General features: G+C 40.6%; 18 protein-coding genes. 4 read left to right on the forward strand and 14 right to left on the reverse strand.

Going from position 1 to position 21,633, the window contains the following annotated elements:
- Together V7654_RS13910 and V7654_RS13915 are read left to right on the forward strand one after the other, a co-directional pair.
- The coding region (locus tag V7654_RS13910) for a CotY/CotZ family spore coat protein (protein WP_335431024.1) at positions 1–635 on the forward strand (635 nt) is incomplete at its 5' end.
- Positions 636–942: 307 nt separating this feature from the next.
- Positions 943–1,782, forward strand: a complete 840-nt coding sequence (locus tag V7654_RS13915; RefSeq protein ID WP_335431025.1) for a CsxC family protein — start codon at positions 943–945, stop codon at positions 1,780–1,782.
- Positions 1,783–1,829: 47 nt separating this feature from the next.
- On the opposite strand, the gene V7654_RS13920 is transcribed toward V7654_RS13915, so the two are convergent.
- The 3 genes from V7654_RS13920 to V7654_RS13930 all read right to left on the reverse strand — a co-directional run bounded on the left by V7654_RS13920 (position 1,830) and on the right by V7654_RS13930 (position 4,958).
- Positions 1,830–2,912, reverse strand: a complete 1,083-nt coding sequence (locus tag V7654_RS13920) for a hypothetical protein (protein ID WP_335431027.1) — start codon at positions 2,910–2,912, stop codon at positions 1,830–1,832.
- A 159-nt stretch (positions 2,913–3,071) separates the two neighbouring features.
- Positions 3,072–3,851 carry a CsxC family protein gene (locus tag V7654_RS13925; protein ID WP_335431028.1) on the reverse strand — a complete coding sequence of 260 codons (780 nt, stop codon included), beginning with the start codon at positions 3,849–3,851 and terminating at the stop codon, positions 3,072–3,074.
- A 321-nt stretch (positions 3,852–4,172) separates the two neighbouring features.
- The gene (locus V7654_RS13930; RefSeq protein WP_335431029.1) at positions 4,173–4,958 is read right to left on the reverse strand and encodes a CsxC family protein; all 786 of its coding nucleotides are present in this window, start codon (positions 4,956–4,958) and stop codon (positions 4,173–4,175) included.
- A gap of 185 nt (positions 4,959–5,143) precedes the next feature.
- Here V7654_RS13930 and V7654_RS13935 point away from each other — a divergent pair, with 185 nt between their 5' ends.
- Together V7654_RS13935 and V7654_RS13940 are read left to right on the forward strand one after the other, a co-directional pair.
- Positions 5,144–6,334: a ParM/StbA family protein gene (locus V7654_RS13935; RefSeq protein ID WP_335431030.1), complete on the forward strand. Its 1,191-nt coding sequence runs from the start codon at positions 5,144–5,146 to the stop codon at positions 6,332–6,334.
- 5 nt (positions 6,335–6,339) lie between these two features.
- The gene (locus tag V7654_RS13940; protein WP_335431031.1) at positions 6,340–6,714 is read left to right on the forward strand and encodes a hypothetical protein; all 375 of its coding nucleotides are present in this window, start codon (positions 6,340–6,342) and stop codon (positions 6,712–6,714) included.
- A gap of 83 nt (positions 6,715–6,797) precedes the next feature.
- On the opposite strand, the gene V7654_RS13945 is transcribed toward V7654_RS13940, so the two are convergent.
- The 11 genes from V7654_RS13945 to V7654_RS13995 all read right to left on the reverse strand — a co-directional run bounded on the left by V7654_RS13945 (position 6,798) and on the right by V7654_RS13995 (position 21,507).
- On the reverse strand, positions 6,798–7,457 hold the full coding sequence (locus V7654_RS13945) for a hypothetical protein (protein WP_335431032.1): 660 nt from the start codon (positions 7,455–7,457) through the stop codon (positions 6,798–6,800).
- A 203-nt stretch (positions 7,458–7,660) separates the two neighbouring features.
- Positions 7,661–8,587: a glutaminase A gene (glsA, locus tag V7654_RS13950; RefSeq protein ID WP_335431033.1), complete on the reverse strand. Its 927-nt coding sequence runs from the start codon at positions 8,585–8,587 to the stop codon at positions 7,661–7,663.
- A 114-nt stretch (positions 8,588–8,701) separates the two neighbouring features.
- Entirely contained in the window at positions 8,702–10,354 is a 1,653-nt protein-coding gene (locus V7654_RS13955) for an ABC1 kinase family protein (protein ID WP_335431034.1), read from the reverse strand.
- A gap of 38 nt (positions 10,355–10,392) precedes the next feature.
- Complete coding sequence (locus V7654_RS13960) at positions 10,393–10,776, reverse strand: phasin family protein (protein WP_335431035.1); 384 nt, start codon at positions 10,774–10,776, stop codon at positions 10,393–10,395.
- Positions 10,777–10,960: 184 nt separating this feature from the next.
- On the reverse strand, positions 10,961–12,235 hold the full coding sequence (locus tag V7654_RS13965; RefSeq protein ID WP_335431036.1) for a LysM peptidoglycan-binding domain-containing protein: 1,275 nt from the start codon (positions 12,233–12,235) through the stop codon (positions 10,961–10,963).
- A 270-nt stretch (positions 12,236–12,505) separates the two neighbouring features.
- On the reverse strand, positions 12,506–15,082 hold the full coding sequence (locus V7654_RS13970; protein WP_335431037.1) for a DEAD/DEAH box helicase: 2,577 nt from the start codon (positions 15,080–15,082) through the stop codon (positions 12,506–12,508).
- A 340-nt stretch (positions 15,083–15,422) separates the two neighbouring features.
- Positions 15,423–15,803, reverse strand: coding sequence for a hypothetical protein (locus V7654_RS13975; RefSeq protein ID WP_335431038.1), 381 nt, complete (start codon positions 15,801–15,803; stop codon positions 15,423–15,425).
- A 558-nt stretch (positions 15,804–16,361) separates the two neighbouring features.
- Positions 16,362–19,034: a pyruvate, phosphate dikinase gene (gene ppdK, locus V7654_RS13980; protein ID WP_335431040.1), complete on the reverse strand. Its 2,673-nt coding sequence runs from the start codon at positions 19,032–19,034 to the stop codon at positions 16,362–16,364.
- A complete protein-coding gene (locus V7654_RS13985; RefSeq protein WP_335431041.1) occupies positions 19,034–19,852 on the reverse strand; it encodes a pyruvate, water dikinase regulatory protein in 819 nt (272 codons plus the stop codon). The genes ppdK and V7654_RS13985 overlap by 1 nt, the downstream gene beginning before the upstream one ends.
- A 14-nt stretch (positions 19,853–19,866) precedes the next feature.
- Positions 19,867–20,514, reverse strand: coding sequence for a helix-turn-helix transcriptional regulator (locus V7654_RS13990; RefSeq protein ID WP_335431042.1), 648 nt, complete (start codon positions 20,512–20,514; stop codon positions 19,867–19,869).
- 231 nt (positions 20,515–20,745) lie between these two features.
- On the reverse strand, positions 20,746–21,507 hold the full coding sequence (locus V7654_RS13995; RefSeq protein ID WP_335431043.1) for an exodeoxyribonuclease III: 762 nt from the start codon (positions 21,505–21,507) through the stop codon (positions 20,746–20,748).
- Positions 21,508–21,633 lie beyond the last annotated feature (126 nt).

Consider the following 21,633-nt stretch of genomic DNA (forward strand, 5'->3'; position numbering starts at 1 on the left):
ATAAGCACAACGATTGCGATAAGCACAACGATCGCGATAAGCACAGGGATTGGGATAAGCACAACGATCGCGATAAGCACAGAGATCGGGATAAGGATTTTCATGACTGTGGATGTAAAAAAGACAGAGACAATGATGATAATGAAAAACATTCCAGAAGCTGTGTATGTAAAAAGGTCCGAGACATCAATGACGCACAGCATGAAGTGGATCGAAAAAAGCATGGCTGTGATGTCAGCTGTGACAGATCAATAAAAGAATTGCTGAACCAATGCAAGGACTCAGACTTCGATACAATTCCTTTTAAATTATTGTGCGGCTGCAATGGAGATTGCGAGACATTTGTCGGCACAGGAGTAATAAAAATGGACGGCTGTTTTTTTGATATTCGTTCTACCTTTTTCCGTGTTGTCGATTTTGTAAGAGGCTCTGATTGCTGTGCGATTTTGGAGTTATTATGTCCAGATCGGTGCGAGGGAAAGCACAATGGAATTGAAGGCTTCATTAGGACAGGAGCTTGTTTAGAAGTTGATTTAAACGATTTTACCGGGATTACCTGCTTCCCTCCTGTGAGGGCAGAGAAAATGGACCATAAGAAAATTATGTGTTCAGACAGCAAGAAGAAGTCAAGGTAGGAAATTTTCTGTAGGAAATTCTATTCTTGTTTTTCCTAACAGGATCGTATATCCTAGTGTGTTTCCAAAAAGAATGTTGATTGAGACCCCACTCAATGCCAGTGGGGTTTCTTGATTTATCTATTTTCCGCACTTGTCCCGAATCCTCTTAATATAAACACTTAATGATAAAAAATATGTGATTGCCCTCTATCATTCGTCTATGCCATTGTCATCAAACTGGCATATAAAATAGTAAGTCAAAAGAAAGAAACGGAAATTTTCTGTTTCTTACTGCTTTTGATTATTAAAAAAAGGAGTGAATAAAATGAAGAGAAATACAGGTTGCAATACGCACCATGGCTGCCCGCCACAACTTCAATGTGATGAAGCAAAAACGATTCGGGTAGATTGTGATAATGAATCCTTTCATCCGTATGGCAATAAACTAAAATTTCCAGTTGCGGATATTCCAGTTGCTCTGGCCGAAGTAGAACTACAAGTAGTAGTAGAATCTGATATCTGGTTGCCAACTGCTGCAAAGGAAATCAAACATATGCGCCGGAACGTTTCCCTGACGCAATGCAAAGCGATCCGTTCTGCATTGGATTACAAAAAAGTTAAACTCTTTATTTCTGGTGTTGTCCACAAGAATATCCAGTATGTAGAGCAGTGCAGTGGTATGTTGAAAGACTTCAGCGTAGATGTACCATTTACATGCAGCCAGGCAGTAAAAGTCTTTAACAACCCTGACTTCGAGCAACTCAGCCAAAAGAACGCTGTCAACGAAAGAAGATTCATTGATAAAAATGGCCACGGAGCAGACCGGTGCACTTCAGGAGCATTTACGTATGAATACTACAATGAGCCTATCGAGTGCAAGCTGCTTGCTTCTTTCGTGAATGATCTAGACCTTTTCAAAGATTTTGATAATTGGGGAAGATTCAGCCGCATTACAGAAAAAATGGAACTTGGTCTATTCTTAAAATTGCTGCAGAAACAGCAGGTTGACTTAGGACACTCATATGGACACAAAGAATACGAAGAGTCTTCTTCTTCTTCCTCTTCCTCTTCCTCTTCTTCATATGAATCTGAGTATGACATGGGGTACCAGCAAAAAAACATGAAAGATAGGATGTCAGAATTACACAAGCAATATGAAGGATAATCATATACAGGGTGTCTCATTCGAGTCACCCTGTTTTACTGTTATGGTCAAAGAAACCTATTTAAGTCTACACATTGTTTCTGGAATAAATCTAGTTGCATCCTTGCAGTACCCTGGACCAATACCTTTTCATTATTAATAAATTGTTCATTCCATACGCAATGTAAATTTGCCAGATGAAAATTAATTTTCTCTGTCAAACTCTCACTGTATTCTCGGTGAAATCCTAGATCCTGGCCAAAGGGAGATGTGAACATATATTCTTTGCTGTTTTTCCATGAAAGTTCGGGTGGATGAACCCATTTTACCTTGATTATTTTCTTCCATGGTATGTGAATTTTCACAGAGTGCATCGCTCCGCAATTATCTTTACCTACATAATCAATATCTAAAAGCAGAATGCCTTTAGTAAAAAGGTTTTCAGAAGGAAGCAATACTTCAACATCAATAGAGTGGAGTGAGCAATCTACTTTCGATACAGAGGCTATTGACCTTGATAAGTTGAACGTGTCGAAAATGTCAATTTCCAAATCAACATCGGCTAGATGTACCGGTAGTTTTACTTTTGTGCAAGTTATCTCATTATCTATTCCACTGTAAGCTGCTGGAACAAGGTTCATCGATTCTTGCTCTTCATACATATCCCCATCGGATTCTAGGTGATACTGCTCCGAATCGTGACCATCATGTTCAAATTCAACATCATCAACTTTTTCTCCAGACTCATAGCCGGAAGTTAAGGATTCCTCCGATTCTTCCTCAAGGAAGCTTTGTTCATCAAAAGACGATTCTTCATCAAACGAACCCTTGCTCACATCCTTTGAATCATCCAGGTCTTCTTTATCCACATTTGTTTCGATTATATCACTTGACTCTTGATCATCGACTTCTTGATATTTACTTACCCGTAAGACAGCAGGTTTTTCTTGGAAACTTTTAATGGGTGGCGGAGCCAGGATTAAAGGCATTCCAGAACTTTTGCCTTTTGCCCTTGAACGGTTATTATTTTCAGGTTGAATCTTGCGAAGATCATAATCGATTTCTTCGAAAACTTTTTCCATTTCGATATCACTAACCGGCTGCCGTGAGTTTTGTCCATGATTTGTCCTATTGCCTTGAAATAGGTTCATTTCATGAAAAGTTCGATTTCCATTTTGCATGTTCTATGGAAGGTGCTGAATTCAGTGCATCCTTTCCCTACCCTCCCTTCTCCTTTTCTGAAAAAATACATAAAGGGGCATATACTATTGAAAGCTTAGTATAATACCCCGCCATTTTTGAAATAATTTTTATTCTGATTCGTCAAAGTAATCTGGATCATTTGTTGCTGAAGAAACACGGATTTGCTGGTTTTGCAGAACTTTTACTGTGAAATCGATAACCATTTTTTCTTCTATTTTCTCAAAAAATCCTTCATCAATCGGCGAAGCTGTTGGAAGCGGCTGACGGTCAATTGCCTCATCCCATTCAATGATTTGGCTGGATACCAGTTCACAGAAAGGCAATTCATTATAGTGCTGTGTGCTTTCCTGGTGGAACTGAGATAAATCGCTTGTCAGCAATTCGTCTTTTTCCGGGAATCCAGTAGGTAATGGTTTTGATACAAAGAAATCAAATTCCTTGCGGTTGTTCACTTGAGGCATTACTGGCTTTGACAGGAAGTGTTTGATTTCAGCAATTACCTGGAATGGAATATCTACTGTAAAAGAGTGCAGGTCAGAAGCTACAGACGATGATGAAGAAGCTTGAATATCCTGACAAGGGCTTGCATACTGGATATTTTTCCTGACAAATCCTTTAATGAATAATTTATTTGTCGGTAGCAGCAGTCTGCATTGAGTTAATTTAATTCTCTTCTTAATATCCTTGATTTCCAATACTGGCTCTGGAAAATTGATGATCGTATCCAGATTCACTTGCAGAGTTAACTCCGCAAGCACCACCGGAACTTTTGTAACAATTTTCCCAAGACTAACGTGCGGATGATGATGGTGAGGCTTGCATTCAAAGTGATCATTTGAAGGCTTGCACTCGTAATCGGGCTTTTTATTTTTATCTGATTCAAACATACATGGCTCCTCCTTAAACTCCTGAGAGTGAAGATGTTCTATCCTATGCACTTTCATTATTTGGGTCTAGGCGTTAGCCCGTAGGCAATAGCGGAATTTAAGGCAAGTACCCAGCAATTCCCCTTTAATTTCTTAGGCTGTACTTGCTTAGTGAATCCAATAAAATTTTTTTAGGAGATTTTTTTTCTTCTATTGTCATTGGCAAATTCAATCAACGTGAATATAAAATCATAAGCAAAACAAAAAAGCATGCCGTTTTCAGATTTGAAAATGGCATGCTTTAAAGCAATCACTTATCCATATTTAATGAATCTACTATGCCTATTGAGCTTGAATCCTAACTTGCTGCTTTTGTAATACTTTAATTGTGAAATCCAACATTGATTTCTCAACGATTGTTTCGAATGTTCCTTCCTCAAATGGAGCATTTCCAGGCAATGGATAGCGATCAATAGCCTCATCCCACTGAACAATCCTGCTGGAAATCAGCTCACAAAAAGGAAGCTGGTTATAGAACTGTTCGCTCACTTGATGGAATTGGGAAAGGTCGCTGGAAAGCAATTCATCTTTTTCCGGGAATCCGGGACCCAAATTTTGAGCTCTAAAGAAATCGAATTCGTTTCGTGTATTGATATCGGGGATTATTGGATTTGTAAAGAATTGGCCTGGTGCGATATTTGTTACACACTCAAATGGTACATCTACAGTCAGGGAGCGCAGCTCTGATGATACGCAGTCACTCTTGCTATTTGGGCAAGGTGTTGCATACTGGATATTCTTGCGGATGAAACCTTTGATGAACAGCGGAACGGGTCTCGTTAATAAGCCAGTTACAGGATCAACAGTGTTTCCACCTAATAATAGTCTGCACTGTACAATTTTCACCCGCTTTTTAATATCCTTGATTTCCAGAACAGGATCAGGGAAGTGAATATTGGCAACCAGATTGCTTGTTACCCGAATCTCCGCTAGTGTAATAGGCAATTGCACAATTGTTGGTCCTGCGTCTACTAATGGTGGGTTAACAGTAACATTCTCACATTGCTCCATGGAAGCAGATTGATTTACATTAACACAGCCCTTAGAACCGTGATGATCTTTAGTCATTCTTTTATTCCTCCTTATAAATTTCTTGTACAATTTATCCTATTCTTCCAGGTTTATTTGGCATAGATGAATGCATCAGTGTAAATGCGGATTTTTAAAAGATTAGAAGAATTAGGCGCAATTTTATTGGGTACTTGCACAAAAGCCCATGCCTTTTGCATAGAATTCAAAAGGAGGAGGATAAAATGAACAAACATAATTTCTTTGCGGTCGATATAGGCAACAGCTGGTATAAAGTTTTGGCCTCTGATCAAGGGGAACTGTCTGAATATCAGCTGCCAAACGCCATCGCCCTATATGATGATGAATTTTATGAAAAGCCCTATGACGAGGAAGATCTTGACCTCGAGGAAAATTTGATTGCAGAGATAAAAAGCCCAGCAATCATTAACAAAAGAGAAGTTTTTTATGCAGGAAAAGCCGCTGCAAAACAAAGAAACGTCAGCTTGACATCGAGCAATAACCAAAAAGCAGATGAGGATCGCACATATGTCCTTCTATTCGCTGCTGCAGCCTATCATGCTTCTTTAATCAATCCCGATGACATTGAAATAAATTATTCAATTGATCAATTAGCCGTTTCTCTTCCAACTACACAGTATAAGGAAAAGAAAGATTTATTGAAGCAAAGATTAATAGGGAAACACACAATTACACTTCATAAAGTTCCAGGCATTCCTGAGCCGAAGGAATTGACTGTAAAGCTAGAAATCAAAGATGTTATCGTAGGTGCGGAAGGAGCCTGTGCCTATTTGGGCTTGATTCGAGATATTGACACTTTGGCAATCAAGGACGATAACCTTGTGAAGGATTCACGTAAAGGGATCATAATCGGAGACCTTGGCGGTGACTCTGTTGATTTTGTAGGCATCAAGAATAATAAGCCGGTCGCATCAGTTGAAGGAGACCATTTTGGAATTAATTTATTCCTGGATACGATCATAAAAAAAGTCAGCAAGAATGAATTATACACTTTTGATTCAAGATCAGAACTTGAAGAGAAATTATACGCTGGACAGTCAGAATGGTATGTAGAACCTTTTGCCGGAGTCAGAAAAGATATAAGCAAATACGTGATTCCTCAATTAAAGATCATGGCTATCAAATATCTTGAACACTTTGACCGTGCCAGAAGCAGTTCCAGTGAGATTAAAGGTGCATCCCGCTATATCGCAGTAGGCGGAGCTGCAAAGCTTGCCCAAAAACAAATTCAGGAAGCTGCAGTAAGATGGTCAGAAAAAGGCCGCCCAATCGACCTGACTTTTCCTGAAAACCTGGAAAAATTGAATGTCTTCGGCCTCATGATCTTAGCCAAAATGAACCACCTTAAAAAACAGCATGAGAATACCGAGGAATTAATTTCCGTTGAAGGATGATCGGTATGTCAAACACTTATACGGATTACCACAATAAGATCGCGATAACTGTCCCTGAACGATATATTGATGTGAAAACTGGTGAATCATACGCTGTCTCACCAAAAATCATTGAACAAATTGAATACCATGCAGATAACAGCACACTGAACCACCTTATAATGTCGGCACTCCATCACTATCTCATTCCTAAACCTATTCTCAACGGGGGTTCTGCTGAAATACTGCAGCAGCTTGCGGATATCAGAGCAATACTCGAAAATGGTGTATACCAAATTCATCCAGCTGCTCAACCAAAGTTACGAAAAGACCAAACTGACGCAGCTAAGCTTCTCGACATGAAAGACATAGAAGATATCCTTGACGCATTTGGCGGGTAACTAAATTAAGTCAATCAAGGACGGTACATTTGTACTCGTCCTTCATTTTGTCTATTTGTATCATACAACCAATCAATGGGATATTATTTTTTTTGCAGCAAACGAAAAATGAGGGAAAGCATTTTTGGATAGTATTTTTCGAAGAATTCATGGTCTGTGGCAACGGCTTTTTTGTTATAAAACTCGATAATTTTTATAGCCGCTTCTCTTTTGTGGTTTACAGGGATATGGAAAAAGTCAATGACAGGTGAATAAGTTCCATCTCCGGCAGGGAGCAAATACCCAAATATCATATCTCCTTCACGAGGCTGGTGGTAGATCTCATTATAAACTCCTATAAGTTTTTCTTTCATTTGAAAAACATCAGTTACGACAAGAACCCTTTCTCCTACGATTTCTTCAACATAGTAGAATCCAGGCATCGTATACTTCCATTCACTGATGATTCTATGCACCTTTGGCCTTCTTCTGGTTTTATACTCCGGTGATTCAAGATAAAGCTGGAAAATCGTTTTGCTGCCATTACGAACACGGTGACATAGGATCGCCCACGAAATAATATGAGGAATCATCATGGATGATAAGTCATCATCTTGGTGTTTTTTTTCTGTAAAATCATCTATCAAATCTAGCAAATATTCTCCGTAATACTCATTCGCATAATTAAAAAGCTCTCCAATTTCGTCAAAAACCACATCCTTTAATTTTTCTTGCATCGAAATAACATTTTTCTCAATGAACATAATTTTCTCCTTTCAATCACTTAGTATCACCTCCATATGGTAGCACAAAAATTTATACAGACATGGGTAATTTTTGTCTGAATTTTTACATATATAAAGCGCTTTCTGAACGAATCTATAGAAAGAAAACCATTAGAACGTATATCCAGATGACCAGAGTTAATTTATAAACATTATCATCAAAGTTAACAAAGAGAGCCTTATCAAAACATGCTCATATTATACTTAGCAGACATCATCTCCAAAAGCTTGATTCCTCCAATACTGTTCCCTTTTTCATCTAATGCCGGTCCGAAAATTCCTATGCCAAAGCGATTAGGGACAGAACCCATGATCCCTCCTGAAACACCGCTTTTCGCCGGGATGCCAACTCTCACTGCAAACTCACCTGAAGCATTGTACATCCCACAGGTGACCATGAAGGTCTTACAAATTCTTGCTACATATGCAGGAATCAGTCTGAGATTTGTAACTGGCTCCACTCCATCCATAGCTAAGACGCAGCCGATTCTTGCCAGGTCCAGGCAATCCATTTCAATAGCGCATTGCTTCGTATATACTCTTAGCAATTCCTCAATATCTTCATCAATTACTCCGTGCTGTTTCATAAAATAGCAAAGCGCCCTGTTTAAATCAGAAGTTCTGTATTCTGATTCAGCAACTTCTTCTGAATAGCATATTGAAGAGTTGCCGGCGAGCTGCTGTATGAATGTGAGAATCCTTTCAAAACGTTCTTCTTTATTTTTCCCTTTAATCATATGCGTAACAGCCAGCGCCCCAGCATTAATCATCGGGTTCAATGGTTTGGACGGACTGAATTCCAATTTAACGATTGAATTGAAAGGGTCACCAGTTGGTTCATAGCCGACCTTACTAAAAACCGCTTCCTCTCCATAATCCATTAATGCAAGTGCAAGGGTAAGAACCTTGGAAACACTTTGAAGGGTAAGCTTTTGCTGAACATCGCCAGCAGAAACACATGTTCCATCATCATGAAAAATAGCCACCGAAAGTTCTTCAGGATGCGCTTTTGCCAGAGCGGGAATATAATCGGCCACTTTTCCCTTCCCTGTATACTTCTTTGCATCCTGAACAAGTTCATTCAATTCTGCTGTTGTTCTGCATGGCATGAAATGTTCCTCCCTTATTTATCTATTTTACAGTTACCTTGGCACTAATATTATTGCCTTTTTTCCCAAGAAAAAAGACGATGCATCCACATCGCCTTTTTCATGTAGTTTCAACTAAAACCTGCCTGATTTTAAAATTGAATAAATTATCCATAGGAACATCATAAAAGCGATGACAAATCCAATCTCAATCGCCGGCACGCTAGTCAGCATGGTATTATTCCCAAAGGTTGCCCCCACGATCAGACCAAGAACAACTATGCTAAATGCAAGAAGTGTTAAACTGAATGAAACCTGGTTACTGATTCGATCAAATTTATGAAGGATCCTGTTGATTTCCGAAAGGCTGATTTCAAATTTCAAGTCTCCCTTTGAAGTCTGGTCTAGAACATCCTCCACTTTTTTAGGGATGCTGGTTATCGTATCTGTCAAATCGTCAGCCTTGTTCCAAAGCCTTTTGCCCATTTTTAACGGGTCATAACGTTCTCTCATAAGCTGTTCGCCATATGGCTTGGCAAGCGCGATCATATCCAGGCTGGGGTCCATTTCAGAAATGATTCCTTCAATTGTAACAAGTGCCTTCCCCATCATCGTCATTTCCTTAGGCAAAATGATGCGGTGTTCCTGCGCCGCTGAAAACAGCTCCATGACGGTCAATCCTAAACTCAGACCCTCCTTAGGAGAGTGATCAACCATTTTTCTGATCGCTTCAACATTATCATAAAAGTGCCTTTCATTTATGTCAGAAGGTACGTACGCCATCCTAAAAATCGCCTTTACAATTTGATGAGTATCCTCCTGCAAGATACCCATCATCATAGAAGACGAATCATACCTCATGCTTGCGGAAAGCCTTCCGACTTGTCCAAAATCTATGAATACCAGCTGTTGGTTTTCAGGGATATAGAGAATATTGCCAGGGTGAGGATCTCCATGGAAAAAGCCTTCTCTTAATATTTGGGTAATAAAGGAACTTACCAGTAAATCCGCAATCTTCCGCTTTTCATCTATTGTAGCAGCCATTGTGTGCAGTTCATTCAGCTTTATCCCATCTATTTTTTCCATAGTAAGGATTTGGTCGGTCGAATAATTATGAAATATCTCCGGTACTTTAATAGATTCACAATCTTCGAATTGCATCTGAACAATCTCGGTATTTCGAGCTTCCTCAGAGTAATCGAGTTCCCTGCGTACCGACTCAGACAGTTCCTCTACCATCTCGGTTATATTGTAATATTCAGCCCAGTCATATCTCTGTTCAATTAGTTTAGAAAGATCCATAAGAATTTCGAGGTCTGTATACACAACCTGCCTGATGCCTGGGCGCTGTACTTTGACCATGGCAGCTTCACCTGATGGAAGGACGGCTTCATGAACCTGACCAATTGAAGCTGCGGCGATACATTCTTCATTAAATGATTGAAATACTTCATCAACTGGACGGCCAAATTCCTGATGGATTTTTGCTTTTATTTCTTCTACAGGAACAGGCGGAACCTGATCCTGCAGCATTTCTAATTCCTTAACGATTTCAGCTGGAAGCAGGTCGCTCCTAATGCTGAGCAGCTGACCAAGTTTTATAAATGCCGGTCCTAATTCCTCCAGCATGCACCTGATCCGGTACCCTGCTTCCTTAGTATTTCCATGCTTCACTTCAGCAACGATCCTGTCTTTTAAGGAAAGGACCTGAAACAGTCCTACCTCTTCCAGAACATAACCAAATCCATACTTCACTAATATTGATGCTATTTCTCTATATCTATTCAACCTTCTCAAACGCTCTGTCAACATTCCGTCACCTGCTATTATTTCACGTCTTTTGAAAAGCCAGGAGGAATACTGTCTATCCCTTGATCCGTCTGATCCAAATCCGTATTTGATTTATTGTTTCGCAGCTGTGTCAATTCCTGCTGGAGCAATACAAGCTGTGCCTGGATTGTATCTAATTCTTCCCTTGTCACAAATCCAAGCTCACTCAGCTGACTTTTTGTCATTTCCCTAAATTCCTGGTTCCACTCCTCGCTTTTAGTTTCTCCTTTTTTGAAAAAATCATCAAATATAGTATCTGCCTCTGTTTGTGTCATGCTGCCTTTTTCGATTAGCTTCATAAAAGTTTCATCAAGCTTTTCTTTTCCTGCAACTGCCGCTCCTAAACCTAGCAGAAAACCGCTTTTTAAAAAACCATTCATATAGGATCCTCCTTTTATATAAAACTATTTCCATATCTTTACCCCAAAAAGGGGCGTAATCACCCGATTAAATAAAAAACACCTGCTTTAATTAAAAGCAGATGTTACCATCATTCCAACGAATCACTTGTTCAGGCTGAAGGATCCTATATTTCACTTTTTCCACTTCTCGAGGAAATAAAACTCATGATCCGACTTTTAGGATATTGAATTTCTCCAGATATGCCCAGTTTTGCGGAGCAGGCAAGCTCAATTGCCAGTAAGTAGTTCCATATAATTGATAGAGGTCTATTTGTCTGTATTTTTCTATATAACTTCTAATATCTTCAAACCATACGATATGTTCTTCCGTACCTTTCCAATACCTGAACCAGGGGGATTTGGCTGCAGGATCATATTGAATGGCGGATCCAGTTGAAATGGCAAGATTTTGAGCTGCTAATACGGATAGTGCTTTATACTGATTTGTCCCCACTACTTTATCATGTCCATATAACCCAAGTGCAATTTGAAGTTTATTAGCAGGGATCAAGCTAACAGAATAGCGAATGACAAGGGCCAGCCACCATAATGGTGTTATCGGGTCCGGGGGGCCAGTAGGATATCCGTAGTCAATTGTCATCACCGCGACAATATCAGCTATCTCTCCGATTGTTGTGTAGTCATAGGCTCCGATAATTGGGTTCGTTGGAATATCCTCTGTTTTTGCATGGACATTCACATGTAAAATCAGATTACCCATAGCTGCTTTTAAATCTCGAAGAAACAAATTAAAATTCTCCCTCTGTGGAGGGGGGACGAATTCCAAATCGATACTAATGCCACCAAATCCTCTCTGATTTGCGAGGTTCACCAGACTTGCTATCAGATTACTTCTGAATACTGGGCTTGCTAGAACTGTGCCTGCCAGTTCCTTGCTGAAACCGCCCTCAGGCGAAGTATTTTGAACAACTAACAACGGGATGACATTCAATTCTTTACTTCTTTTTACAAATGCTGAATCATCCATTCCTGCATAGGCATAACCTTCTTTTGTAAATGAATAGTTAACGATCGCTATGAATGTCAGCTTTGGTGCTAATGCATCAAACCCAGCAAGGAAGGATTGAGGAGAACTAGGTACTATAAATCCAAGTGTGGCCATCGGTGGTTTTACAGGTGAAGGAATATTAATATTTTGGCCAATATACATCCTGTTTGGGTCGAGTCCTGGATTTGCATTCAAAATGGCGTTTACCGTTGTATCGAACTGAAGTGACAGCTTCCACAATGTATCACCAAACTTAATTTTATAAAACCGGACAATCGGCTGTAAATCCAGAATATATAGGGCTAATCCAGGAACAATAAAGTTTGCCGAAGGCAGCCCGTTCACATCAACGATGCTTTGGATTGTTACTCCATAGGTTCTAGCGATGGACCAAAGATTTTCTCCTGCTTTCACTACGTGGACAGCCATCTGATCACACCTTTTTAATGGTCTCTAAAACCATCATATGGTGACCAAGATTGTATTTATTACAAATTTGGCGAGGCACTTATCATATACTTTGCTGATTCATATATAAGTCATGAATTTATATTTTATCTAAAGAAAAATTCGATGTAACATTCGCTCTCTAAAATCTGCTAAATATTGTATTTTATTCCAACTCATCCACTGCACTCATCTCATAAAGACAATAATAAAGCAGGGTTCTTTACATACAAGAACCCTGCTTATCGTTCATTATCTCCATCGGTCGCGTCCATCCGAACGATTCCTGAACCTTGCAGAATGGCATGCGTCGCATATCTGATAAGGAGATTCTACATGGATTCCCTTACCACAGTGCCTGCACTTCTTTTTATAGTTTTTGACCTCTGACTTTAAAAATTCGTGGACATCATCACTTAACCCAGTGCGAAGTCTTTCCCAGTACACAGCTTCGGTTCTGCGGCCAAGTTTATATAAAAACAATAGATGGAGCCCGATTGCTTTATAGGATAGCTCGAGCTCCTCGAGGCTTGCTGTTTTGATAACGGGTTCTGGAAGCTCTGTCCCAGCGACGATTGCTTTGATTGTTTCCAGCCATTGATCAATAAGCGCCGGCTCTCTTGATGAGAATGGCAGGTGCAGGAAACCATACAGATCCATCATCGGCAGTCTCGCTTCAATTTCAGTGTCTCTGACATACTCATACAGTTCTCGCTCTTCTGAAAGAGAGGCTTTTTTAGTCCCCTTTGGACTTTCGAATTGGTCCCAAAGCTCAAAGAAAACTGCAAGAGAACGGTAATATTTTTGGAACCTTTCAAAGATGCCTGATGTCGGTGCTATTGAAAATATTGCAACAGGCTCATCCTCTTTTTGAAGAAGCTTTGTCATTATATTTATATCCGAGGTAAAAGCAACTTTTCCGACATTATAAATTCCTTTTCTGCCAGCCCGGCCTGCAATTTGTTTCACTTCCTGTGAGGTAAGCCGCCTTCTCCTTGTTCCATCGAATTTCTCATTTTCTAAAAAAACGATTCTCCTGATTGGCAAGTTGAGCCCCATTCCTATTGCATCGGTGGCCACTACCACAGTTGTTTCGCCTTTTATGAAACGCTCCATTTGTTTCTTTCTCGTCTCTGGTGGCATACTGCCATATATCATGCTTACCTGTCGACCACTATTCTGCAATTTAGATGCGTTCTCCAGCACTTGTCTCCGTGAAAAACATACTAGCGCATCACCTTTTTCCGTATTGTTCAGGCTAAACTCCTTGTTCTCCACCTGAAGGGGAATGTCGCGTGTATATTCATAAATTTCCATTAAATTATCTTCAAGCAGCTCCATCATAATGCTTTTAATATTCATGCTGCCAATAATATGAACTTCTTCCGCATTGGCTTTAGTAATCGCCTTATACCAGGAAAATCCACGGTCTTTATCGGCAATCATCTGAGACTCATCAATGACGACAACATGATAAAAATCCTTCTCGTGAAACATTTCGACTGTGCAGGAAATATGGGCGGCTCCTTCAACTGGCTTCTCTTCCTCACCTGTTTTAAGAGAGCACGGCACTCCTTCTGTATTCAGCTTTTCATAAACCTCAAGAGCCAGAAGCCTAAGCGGCGCCAAATATAATCCGCTCTTTGCTTCTTTCATCCTTTCGAGAGCATGGTGGGTCTTCCCGGTATTGGTTTCCCCGATATGAAGGATATACCGGACATTCCTCCGAAGTGAAGGATTGTATTCCCGACCGAATATATCTTCAAGCATTCTGGCCTCTTCTTCTTTTTGCCGCTTGAGTTCAGCCTCTTCTTCTGCCTTCCTGCGTTCCCTATCCTCAAGGTCCCGCTCATAAATCTCACGATGGATTTGTTCATCAAAAGGTATGGCTGATAATCCAAAGAGGTCACTAATGTATTCCTCCTGCAGTTTATAAAGATAGCCATCTGTATAAGCGAGCAAAATATCATGGATGACCCTTTTTATCTCTGCCTTAGAAAGCTTATCATCGAACGTATCCTCATAATCACGTATTATTTCTGTCGGGAGACTTCTCAGTACTTGATTAGACCCTATATCCTCAAAATATTTTATTACCTCTTTTTCAAAATAATACTGGTACGTTTCATATTCAAAATAATATCTTCCCCAATTGGTGGTCTGATGGATCTGGCCGGTCAATTCATCAAAGAAATCTGCTAGAATACTGTAATCATCCTGTTGAAATGAGCCCACTTCTGTCAATTTCTCTTCAAGCATGAATGTATCGATATCCTTGTATTTAGTATTTTCTTTGAAAATATTGACTAAATCTTTTGCAATATGGTATCTGATCTTTAAATATGAGATTTCCTGAGACTTTTCCAGTGTTTCTTGGGCATTGTCACTAATTTTCTCACGGATACGTGCCTTCTCCTCCAGGAGCAGTTCTTCTGCTTCTTTTTTCAAGAATTTTTTTCTAGCTTTTTCGTGCATTTCGTCCCATGTTTGACTGTCAAATGCTGTCTCAATCCAGGTAAGAACATTAAATGGTTTGTAGTCTCTCATTTCATTTCTGAAAAGCTTATTGATCAGCTTGGGGTCAACACCCTCGACAACAAACCCTCTCTCACTTAAAAAGGCTTTCTTATCGCGCTTCGAGAAGTCATTCGTTGATTTAGTAAGCCAGACATTCAGCCAAATTTGGCTGATATAAGTTTTTCTTTTCTCTAAATATTCACTAAATGATGGAGGAAATTCATGCTCACCAAGAAATTTCTCAAGATCTTCCTTTACCTTGTTTTTTGTATGCTCAACTGACTGCTGATAAATAGTATCGATTTGGTTCATATGTAAGCCCCTTGATTGGATGAAATTAATAAATGGATGGATCTATGCGCATACTGACAATTAGGGAATGTATGTTCTCATTATACTATAGCAGTGGGCGTTTTGGCTAATGCCAACCGACATTCATCTCCCACCGCATTGACCTACGCCCTTCACATTCCTTGAAGTGGGTGTCATCTGTCAGGAATTGATAAAAATCATGAAACCTTCATTTACTTTTTGGTGCAATGCAACAAAGTTTACCAAAAGAACCACAAAAATAGAGGCCGCACAAATTATTGTGCTAGCCCCTTGATTACCATTATTCGCTGAGTTAAAGGACATGCCTAAATAATTATGCTTATGCGTTCTTTACCTTCAACATTTTTACGACCCGATTCAATACTTTCTTATCCTCTTTCGTTACGCTCTTCGGCTTGATCGGCGAAACAGGCTTAATTTTTTCTGTATTTTCCGAGCAAAGAATTTCAAGATAAAATGCTGTGCTTTCACGATTTCCATTTAAATATCCCTTGAGGATTTTCATTTTATCCGAAGTACCAGTAAAATCACTTTTGTAATCCCATTCGATTTCATTTGCATATTTAGAATCCATTCTTTCCTTTAAAGCCAGTGCTTCTGAAACAGCATCCTGCGGCGTTGTGAAATATGACTGGGTTCTCCTTAATCCCTTTTTCGTATTGCCATCGCCCGCTTTTGCCTGATAAAGTTTAACGATCATTTTCCTCATCCTTTCTGGTTTGGGTCTCACGCCTTCTCATGGTTAGTCGTAACACCAGAAGACCTAAGGATTTCATTCATATACCTAGTATACCCTGTTTTCCATCGTTTACCTATTAATAAGGTGATTAGTTTAATTTCAGACGTTTCTTATAGCTTTTTCCTGGAGCAATACCTTTTTTTCTCACCTAATAAATTATGCTCCTTGACTTTTACTTATGACATTTTTTCTGTAACTGCGCTTTTTTGAGCGCCAACCGGCTTCATTGGTGACCTGGTTCTTTTTAATAGCTTTTTCTCTTTGCCTCTTTTTAATTAAGGGTTTATTTTAACCGGGCTCTATATTGATTGGAGAGAAGGACACTCACTCCGAAAAAAACTGGCACTTGAGCTTTTTCGTAACTCTACCACAAGGAAAACGAGTGCCTGGAGCAGAATTCAAGCGGCTTCTATCAATTACAATGAAAGGGTGTCCCAAGATACTTTTTGGGACACCCTCATTTTTGATGAAACAGGATAAGAAAACTATGCCACTAAAAGAAGCGCAATTCACTGGTTTTTATTTTGATAATAATGCAACTTTCTCTTTGCTTTGCTCATGACGGATTGTAGCTTGTGCTGCTGCTAGACGGGCTAGAGGCACACGATATGGAGAGCAGCTGACATAGTCGAGTCCTGCGTTGTAGCAAAATTCAATTGAACTCTTCTCGCCACCGTGCTCACCACAGATTCCTGTCTTAAGGCCTGGTTTGGTTTGACGGCCAAGGTTTACCCCGGTTTCAACTAATTTGCCCACTCCTTCACGATCAAGCACCGCAAATGGATTTTCTGGCAGGACTTTTTGTTCGATATAAGCCTGCAAGAATTTTCCTTCCGCATCATCACGGCTATATCCAAATGTTGTTTGTGTTAGATCATTTGTGCCAAAGGAGAAGAAATCCGCTTCTTCAGCAATTTGGTCTGCAGTCAAAGCAGCACGTGGAATTTCAATCATCGTACCTACTGTATATTCAAATTCCTTGCCTGTTTCTTCCTTAATCTTTTGAGCTGCCGCATTCACTAGCCCACGCATTTCCTTCAGCTCATTCACATGGCCTACAAGCGGGATCATGATCTCTGGCTGGACCTCAATGCCTTTATCAGCCAACTTCGCCACTGCATAAAAGATTGCCCTTGCTTGCATTTCATAGATTTCCGGATGGATCATGCCAAGTCGGCAGCCACGGTGGCCAAGCATTGGATTGAATTCATCCAATTGGCGGACTTTCTTTAACAATGATTCCTTTTCCTTCAGCTCTTTAGACTGCGGATCTAGGATTTGCAGCCTTGTAATTTCCACTAGAAGTTCTTCTTTATCAGGTAAAAACTCGTGAAGAGGCGGATCTAGTAAACGAATTGTGACGGGAAGACCTTGCATAACTTCAAGGATTCCTTCAAAATCGCCCTGCTGCATTGGCAGAAGCTCATCCAAAGCTTTAGTACGCTCATCATAGTTTTCGGCTAGGATCATTTTCTGAACAATCGGTACCCTTGTCGCATCCATGAACATATGTTCAGTACGGCATAGCCCAATGCCTCCTGCTCCGAACTCTAGAGCCTTGGCTGCGTCTTCTGGGTTATCCGCATTTGCGCGAACACCAATCTTGCGCTCTTCATCTGCCCATGAAAGCAGAAGCTGGAATTCATCTGAAAGCTCAGGATCAATCATCGGAATTTCTCCAAGCATGATTTCACCTGTACCGCCATCGATCGTAATGATGTCTCCGTGGTTAACTACCACTTCGCCAACGCGGAACTGTTTTTCATGTAGGTCAATCTTCATCGCCTCACATCCGCAAATACACGCCTTCCCCATACCGCGGGCAACTACAGCCGCATGGCTGGTCATACCGCCACGGCTTGTGACGACTGCCTGTGCAGCAATGATGCCGTGGATATCGTCAGGAGTTGTCTCAGGACGAACTAAAATCACTTTCTGGCCATCATTTGTAAGCGACTCAGCTTCATCAGCATCAAAAACAACCTTTCCAGTAGCCGCGCCTGGTGAGGCAGGAAGGCCTTTTGCAAGCTGTTTACGTTCAAAGTTTTCATCGATCCTGCGGTGGAGGAGCTGGTCAAGCTGTTCAGGATCAACGCGAAGCAGCGCTGCTTTTTTATCAATAATACTTTCTGCAACAAGTTCTGCAGCAATGCGGATCGCTGCCTGTGCAGTTCTTTTTCCAGTTCGAGTTTGAAGAATGAATAACTCTCCGCGCTCTACTGTGAATTCAATATCCTGCATATCTGCGTAATGCTGTTCAAGTTGTTTGCAAGTATCTACAAACTGCTGGAAAACGGCAGGCATTTCATCCTTTAATGTCTGGATTGGCTGAGGAGTACGGATACCCGCAACAACATCCTCCCCTTGTGCATTGATTAAGTATTCACCATAAAGTATATGCTCACCAGTAGATGGGTCCCTAGTGAATGCAACTCCTGTTCCGGAATCGTCACCCATGTTTCCAAAAACCATACTCTGGATATTTACTGCTGTTCCTAAATGAGAAGGGATTTTGTTCAGTCGGCGGTAAACAATCGCGCGCTGGTTGTTCCATGAATCAAATACTGCATTGATTGAAAGGAATAATTGCTCTTTTGGATCCTGTGGGAAAGGCTTTCTAGTATGCTTTGTCACGATATTTTTATAGCCTTGGATGACTTCCTTCCAGTCTTCTGCCGTCATTTCAGGATCGGAACTATAACCTTTAGCTTCTCTGGTTTCCTCTAGCAGACGTTCAAAGAAAAATACATCGACATCCAGCACAACATCACTGAACATTTGGATGAAGCGGCGGTAAGAATCATAAGCAAAACGAGGATTGTTTGTAAGCTTAGCCATTCCCTCAACCGTTTCATCATTCATTCCTAGGTTGAGGATGGTATCCATCATTCCTGGCATTGAAAATACAGCACCTGAGCGCACTGACACAAGCAGAGGATTTTCCGGATTGCCTAATTTCTTGCCTGTTTTCTCTTCAAGTTCTCCAAGGGCCTCAAGCACTTGAGCCTGGACTTCAGCAGTAATTGTTTTGCCTGCATCATAATAAGCGTTGCATGCTTCAGTTGAAATCGTGAATCCGAAAGGGACTGGGAGCCCGATACGAGTCATTTCCGCCAGGTTAGCACCCTTTCCTCCAAGAATTTCTTTCATGCCGCTGTTGCCTTCATTAAAGAGATAAACAAATTTAGACATTAAGTAAAACTCCTCTCAGTTTTTAGAATATCGAGTATTAAACCGGCTGTTTCTTCGATTGCCTTATTTGAAACGTTGATCACCGGGCAGCCAACACGCTTCATGATTTTTTCTGCGTAATCCAATTCCTCAAGAATGCGTTCGTAGCTGGCGTAATTTGCCCTGGCTCCTAATCCTAGTGCCTTTAGCCTTTCTGTCCTGATTTCATTTAATTTGTCAGGCGAGATGATCAAGCCGACGCATTTGCTTCTTGGAACCTGGAAAAGTTCATCAGGTGGCTTTACTTCAGGAACGATTGGTACATTGGCCACCTTGAAACGTTTATGAGCAAGGTACATGGAAAGCGGGGTTTTCGATGTACGGGAAACTCCGACTAAAACGATATCGGCACGGAGGATTCCGCGGGGATCCCTTCCGTCATCGTATTTAACGGCGAATTCGATCGCTTCTATCCTGCGAAAATAGTCATCATCAAGCTTTCTCATCATACCCGGCCGATGGTTTGGCTCTTTATTGAACTTTTTTTCGAAAGCACTCATGAGCGGATTCAACAAGTCGACAGCATAAATGCCTTCTTCCTCTGCCCTTTTATCAAGATAAGCTTTCAAAGCCGGAACGACGATGGTGTATGCGATGATGCAGCGCCCTTGTTTAGCGACCATGATGACATCCTCAATGTCCTCTTCGTCCTCAACGTACGAATTCCGTCGAATATCAACCTGGCCGCCATTGAATTGTGTGGCCACAGCCTTTACTACAAATTCTGCTGTTTCTCCGACAGAATCGGAAACTACATAGACAACTTCCTTCATATCCAAAACGCGCTCACTTCCTAGACAGATTTTTGCTCTACTATTTCTAAGTAAATCTTTGTAATCGTGGTTTTTGTAATTCGTCCGATAACTTCATATGTATCTGGTTTATCCTTGAGTTCACGGACGACTGGCAGTGAATCAATCCGGTTCTGGACGAGCTTCTTTGCTGCCTGGAGCATTGTTTCCTCCGGTTTTACAGTGATGATATTTGGCATTCGTGTCATGATGACGCTTACAGGAAGATCATCCAGATTCTTGTTACCAATGGCCGCCCTCAGCAAATCTTTCCTCGAAATGACTCCAGCCAGGCATCCTTCTGAATCCACCGCATAAAGCGTTCCCACATCCTCAAGGAACATCTGGACAATAGCATCATAGACTGAGGCTGACTTTTGCACGACAATCGGGTGGCCTTTATAGTCATTGACCTTCAGATCAAGAAAGGCTGTTGCTTTAAATTGTTTTTCTTTATCTTTGTTAAAAAAATAGCCCACTCTCGGCCTGGCCTCTAAACTGCCAGCCATTGTCAAAATCGCAAGGTCAGGACGAAGCGTTGCTCGAGTAAGTTTCAGCTTTTCTGCTATCTGCTCTCCCGTGATCGGGCCATCTTCCTTGACGATTTGAACGATTTCTTCCTGCCGTTTTGTTAGTTTAATAGAACTCACCACCAACTTACCTCCAATAATAATGATGTTACATTATCAAGGAATTTTTAAATGTGTTATCCTTATTAATTTATAGTATATAACATTTAACAAAAAATCAAAAGAAAAGGTTTTATTTATTCTCAAATTCTTTTAAAATAAGCAATTTATCATGTTTTAAATAGGCTATACTTTTGGTCTCATTATCTATAAATATAAAAAATTCCCCTGGATAAAAGCCAGGGGATAACATTATTCCTTTATATTTAAATCAAGCGTAACTGGGCAATGGTCGCTTCCCATAACAAAACATTCAACACCGGCATCTACGATTTCAGGGGCAAGTCTTTCGGAAATAATAAAGTAGTCAATGCGCCAGCCAATATTCCTTTCCCTAACCTTGTTCATATATGACCACCATGTATATACTCCTTCAGCATCAGGATATAAATGGCGGAACGAATCAACAAAACCACCGCTCAGCAACTCCGTCATCTTACCTCGTTCCTCGTCCGTAAAACCCGAATTCCCTCGGTTGGGCTTAGGATTTTTCAAATCAATTTCATTGTGCGCCACATTTAAATCGCCGCATAGGATGACTGGTTTATTACCGTCCAATTCCAGAAGGTATTCCCGTAGTTTGTCTTCCCAAGCCAATCGGTAGCCAAGACGCGCAAGATCACGCTGTGAATTCGGTGTGTAGACATTCACAAGGTAAAACTGTTCAAATTCAAGAGTGATCGCACGGCCTTCACAATCATATTCAGCAGACCCGATTCCGTATCTAAACGCTAAAGGCTTTTGCTTTGTGAAAATAGCTGTACCGGAATAGCCTTTTTTCTCTGCGTAGTTCCAAAACTGATGATATCCCTCTAACTCAAGATTAATCTGGCCTTCCTGAAGTTTCGTTTCCTGGATACAAAAAAGGTCAGCATCCGCCTCTTTAAAATAATCTAAAAACCCTTTGCCCGAACAGGCTCGGATTCCATTCACATTCCATGATACTAATTTCATATTCTCTCTGTTCCCCTCAGTTATTGTTTTTTTATCCCGTCCAGACTCTTAACAGAGCCAGGGTTATTGCAATAAAGATCGCATTTAAAGTATTGGCTCTGTTAAACTAGGCTGTTGATTTTCGTT

Origin of the sequence: Bacillus sp. JJ1609, from assembly GCF_036967045.1 — a bacterium.
Classification (GTDB): Bacteria; Bacillota; Bacilli; order Bacillales; family Cytobacillaceae; genus Mesobacillus.

Coding starts and splice junctions, on each gene's coding strand:
- V7654_RS13915 (WP_335431025.1), top strand. CDS start 943: ATGAAGAGAAATACAGGTTGCAATACGCACCATGGCTGCCCGCCACAA.
- V7654_RS13920 (WP_335431027.1), bottom strand. CDS start 2,912: ATGAACCTATTTCAAGGCAATAGGACAAATCATGGACAAAACTCACGG.
- V7654_RS13925 (WP_335431028.1), bottom strand. CDS start 3,851: ATGTTTGAATCAGATAAAAATAAAAAGCCCGATTACGAGTGCAAGCCT.
- V7654_RS13930 (WP_335431029.1), bottom strand. CDS start 4,958: ATGACTAAAGATCATCACGGTTCTAAGGGCTGTGTTAATGTAAATCAA.
- V7654_RS13935 (WP_335431030.1), top strand. CDS start 5,144: ATGAACAAACATAATTTCTTTGCGGTCGATATAGGCAACAGCTGGTAT.
- V7654_RS13940 (WP_335431031.1), top strand. CDS start 6,340: ATGTCAAACACTTATACGGATTACCACAATAAGATCGCGATAACTGTC.
- V7654_RS13945 (WP_335431032.1), bottom strand. CDS start 7,457: ATGTTCATTGAGAAAAATGTTATTTCGATGCAAGAAAAATTAAAGGAT.
- glsA (WP_335431033.1), bottom strand. CDS start 8,587: ATGCCATGCAGAACAACAGCAGAATTGAATGAACTTGTTCAGGATGCA.
- V7654_RS13960 (WP_335431035.1), bottom strand. CDS start 10,776: ATGAATGGTTTTTTAAAAAGCGGTTTTCTGCTAGGTTTAGGAGCGGCA.
- V7654_RS13965 (WP_335431036.1), bottom strand. CDS start 12,235: ATGGCTGTCCACGTAGTGAAAGCAGGAGAAAATCTTTGGTCCATCGCT.
- V7654_RS13970 (WP_335431037.1), bottom strand. CDS start 15,082: ATGAACCAAATCGATACTATTTATCAGCAGTCAGTTGAGCATACAAAA.
- V7654_RS13975 (WP_335431038.1), bottom strand. CDS start 15,803: ATGATCGTTAAACTTTATCAGGCAAAAGCGGGCGATGGCAATACGAAA.
- ppdK (WP_335431040.1), bottom strand. CDS start 19,034: ATGTCTAAATTTGTTTATCTCTTTAATGAAGGCAACAGCGGCATGAAA.
- V7654_RS13995 (WP_335431043.1), bottom strand. CDS start 21,507: ATGAAATTAGTATCATGGAATGTGAATGGAATCCGAGCCTGTTCGGGC.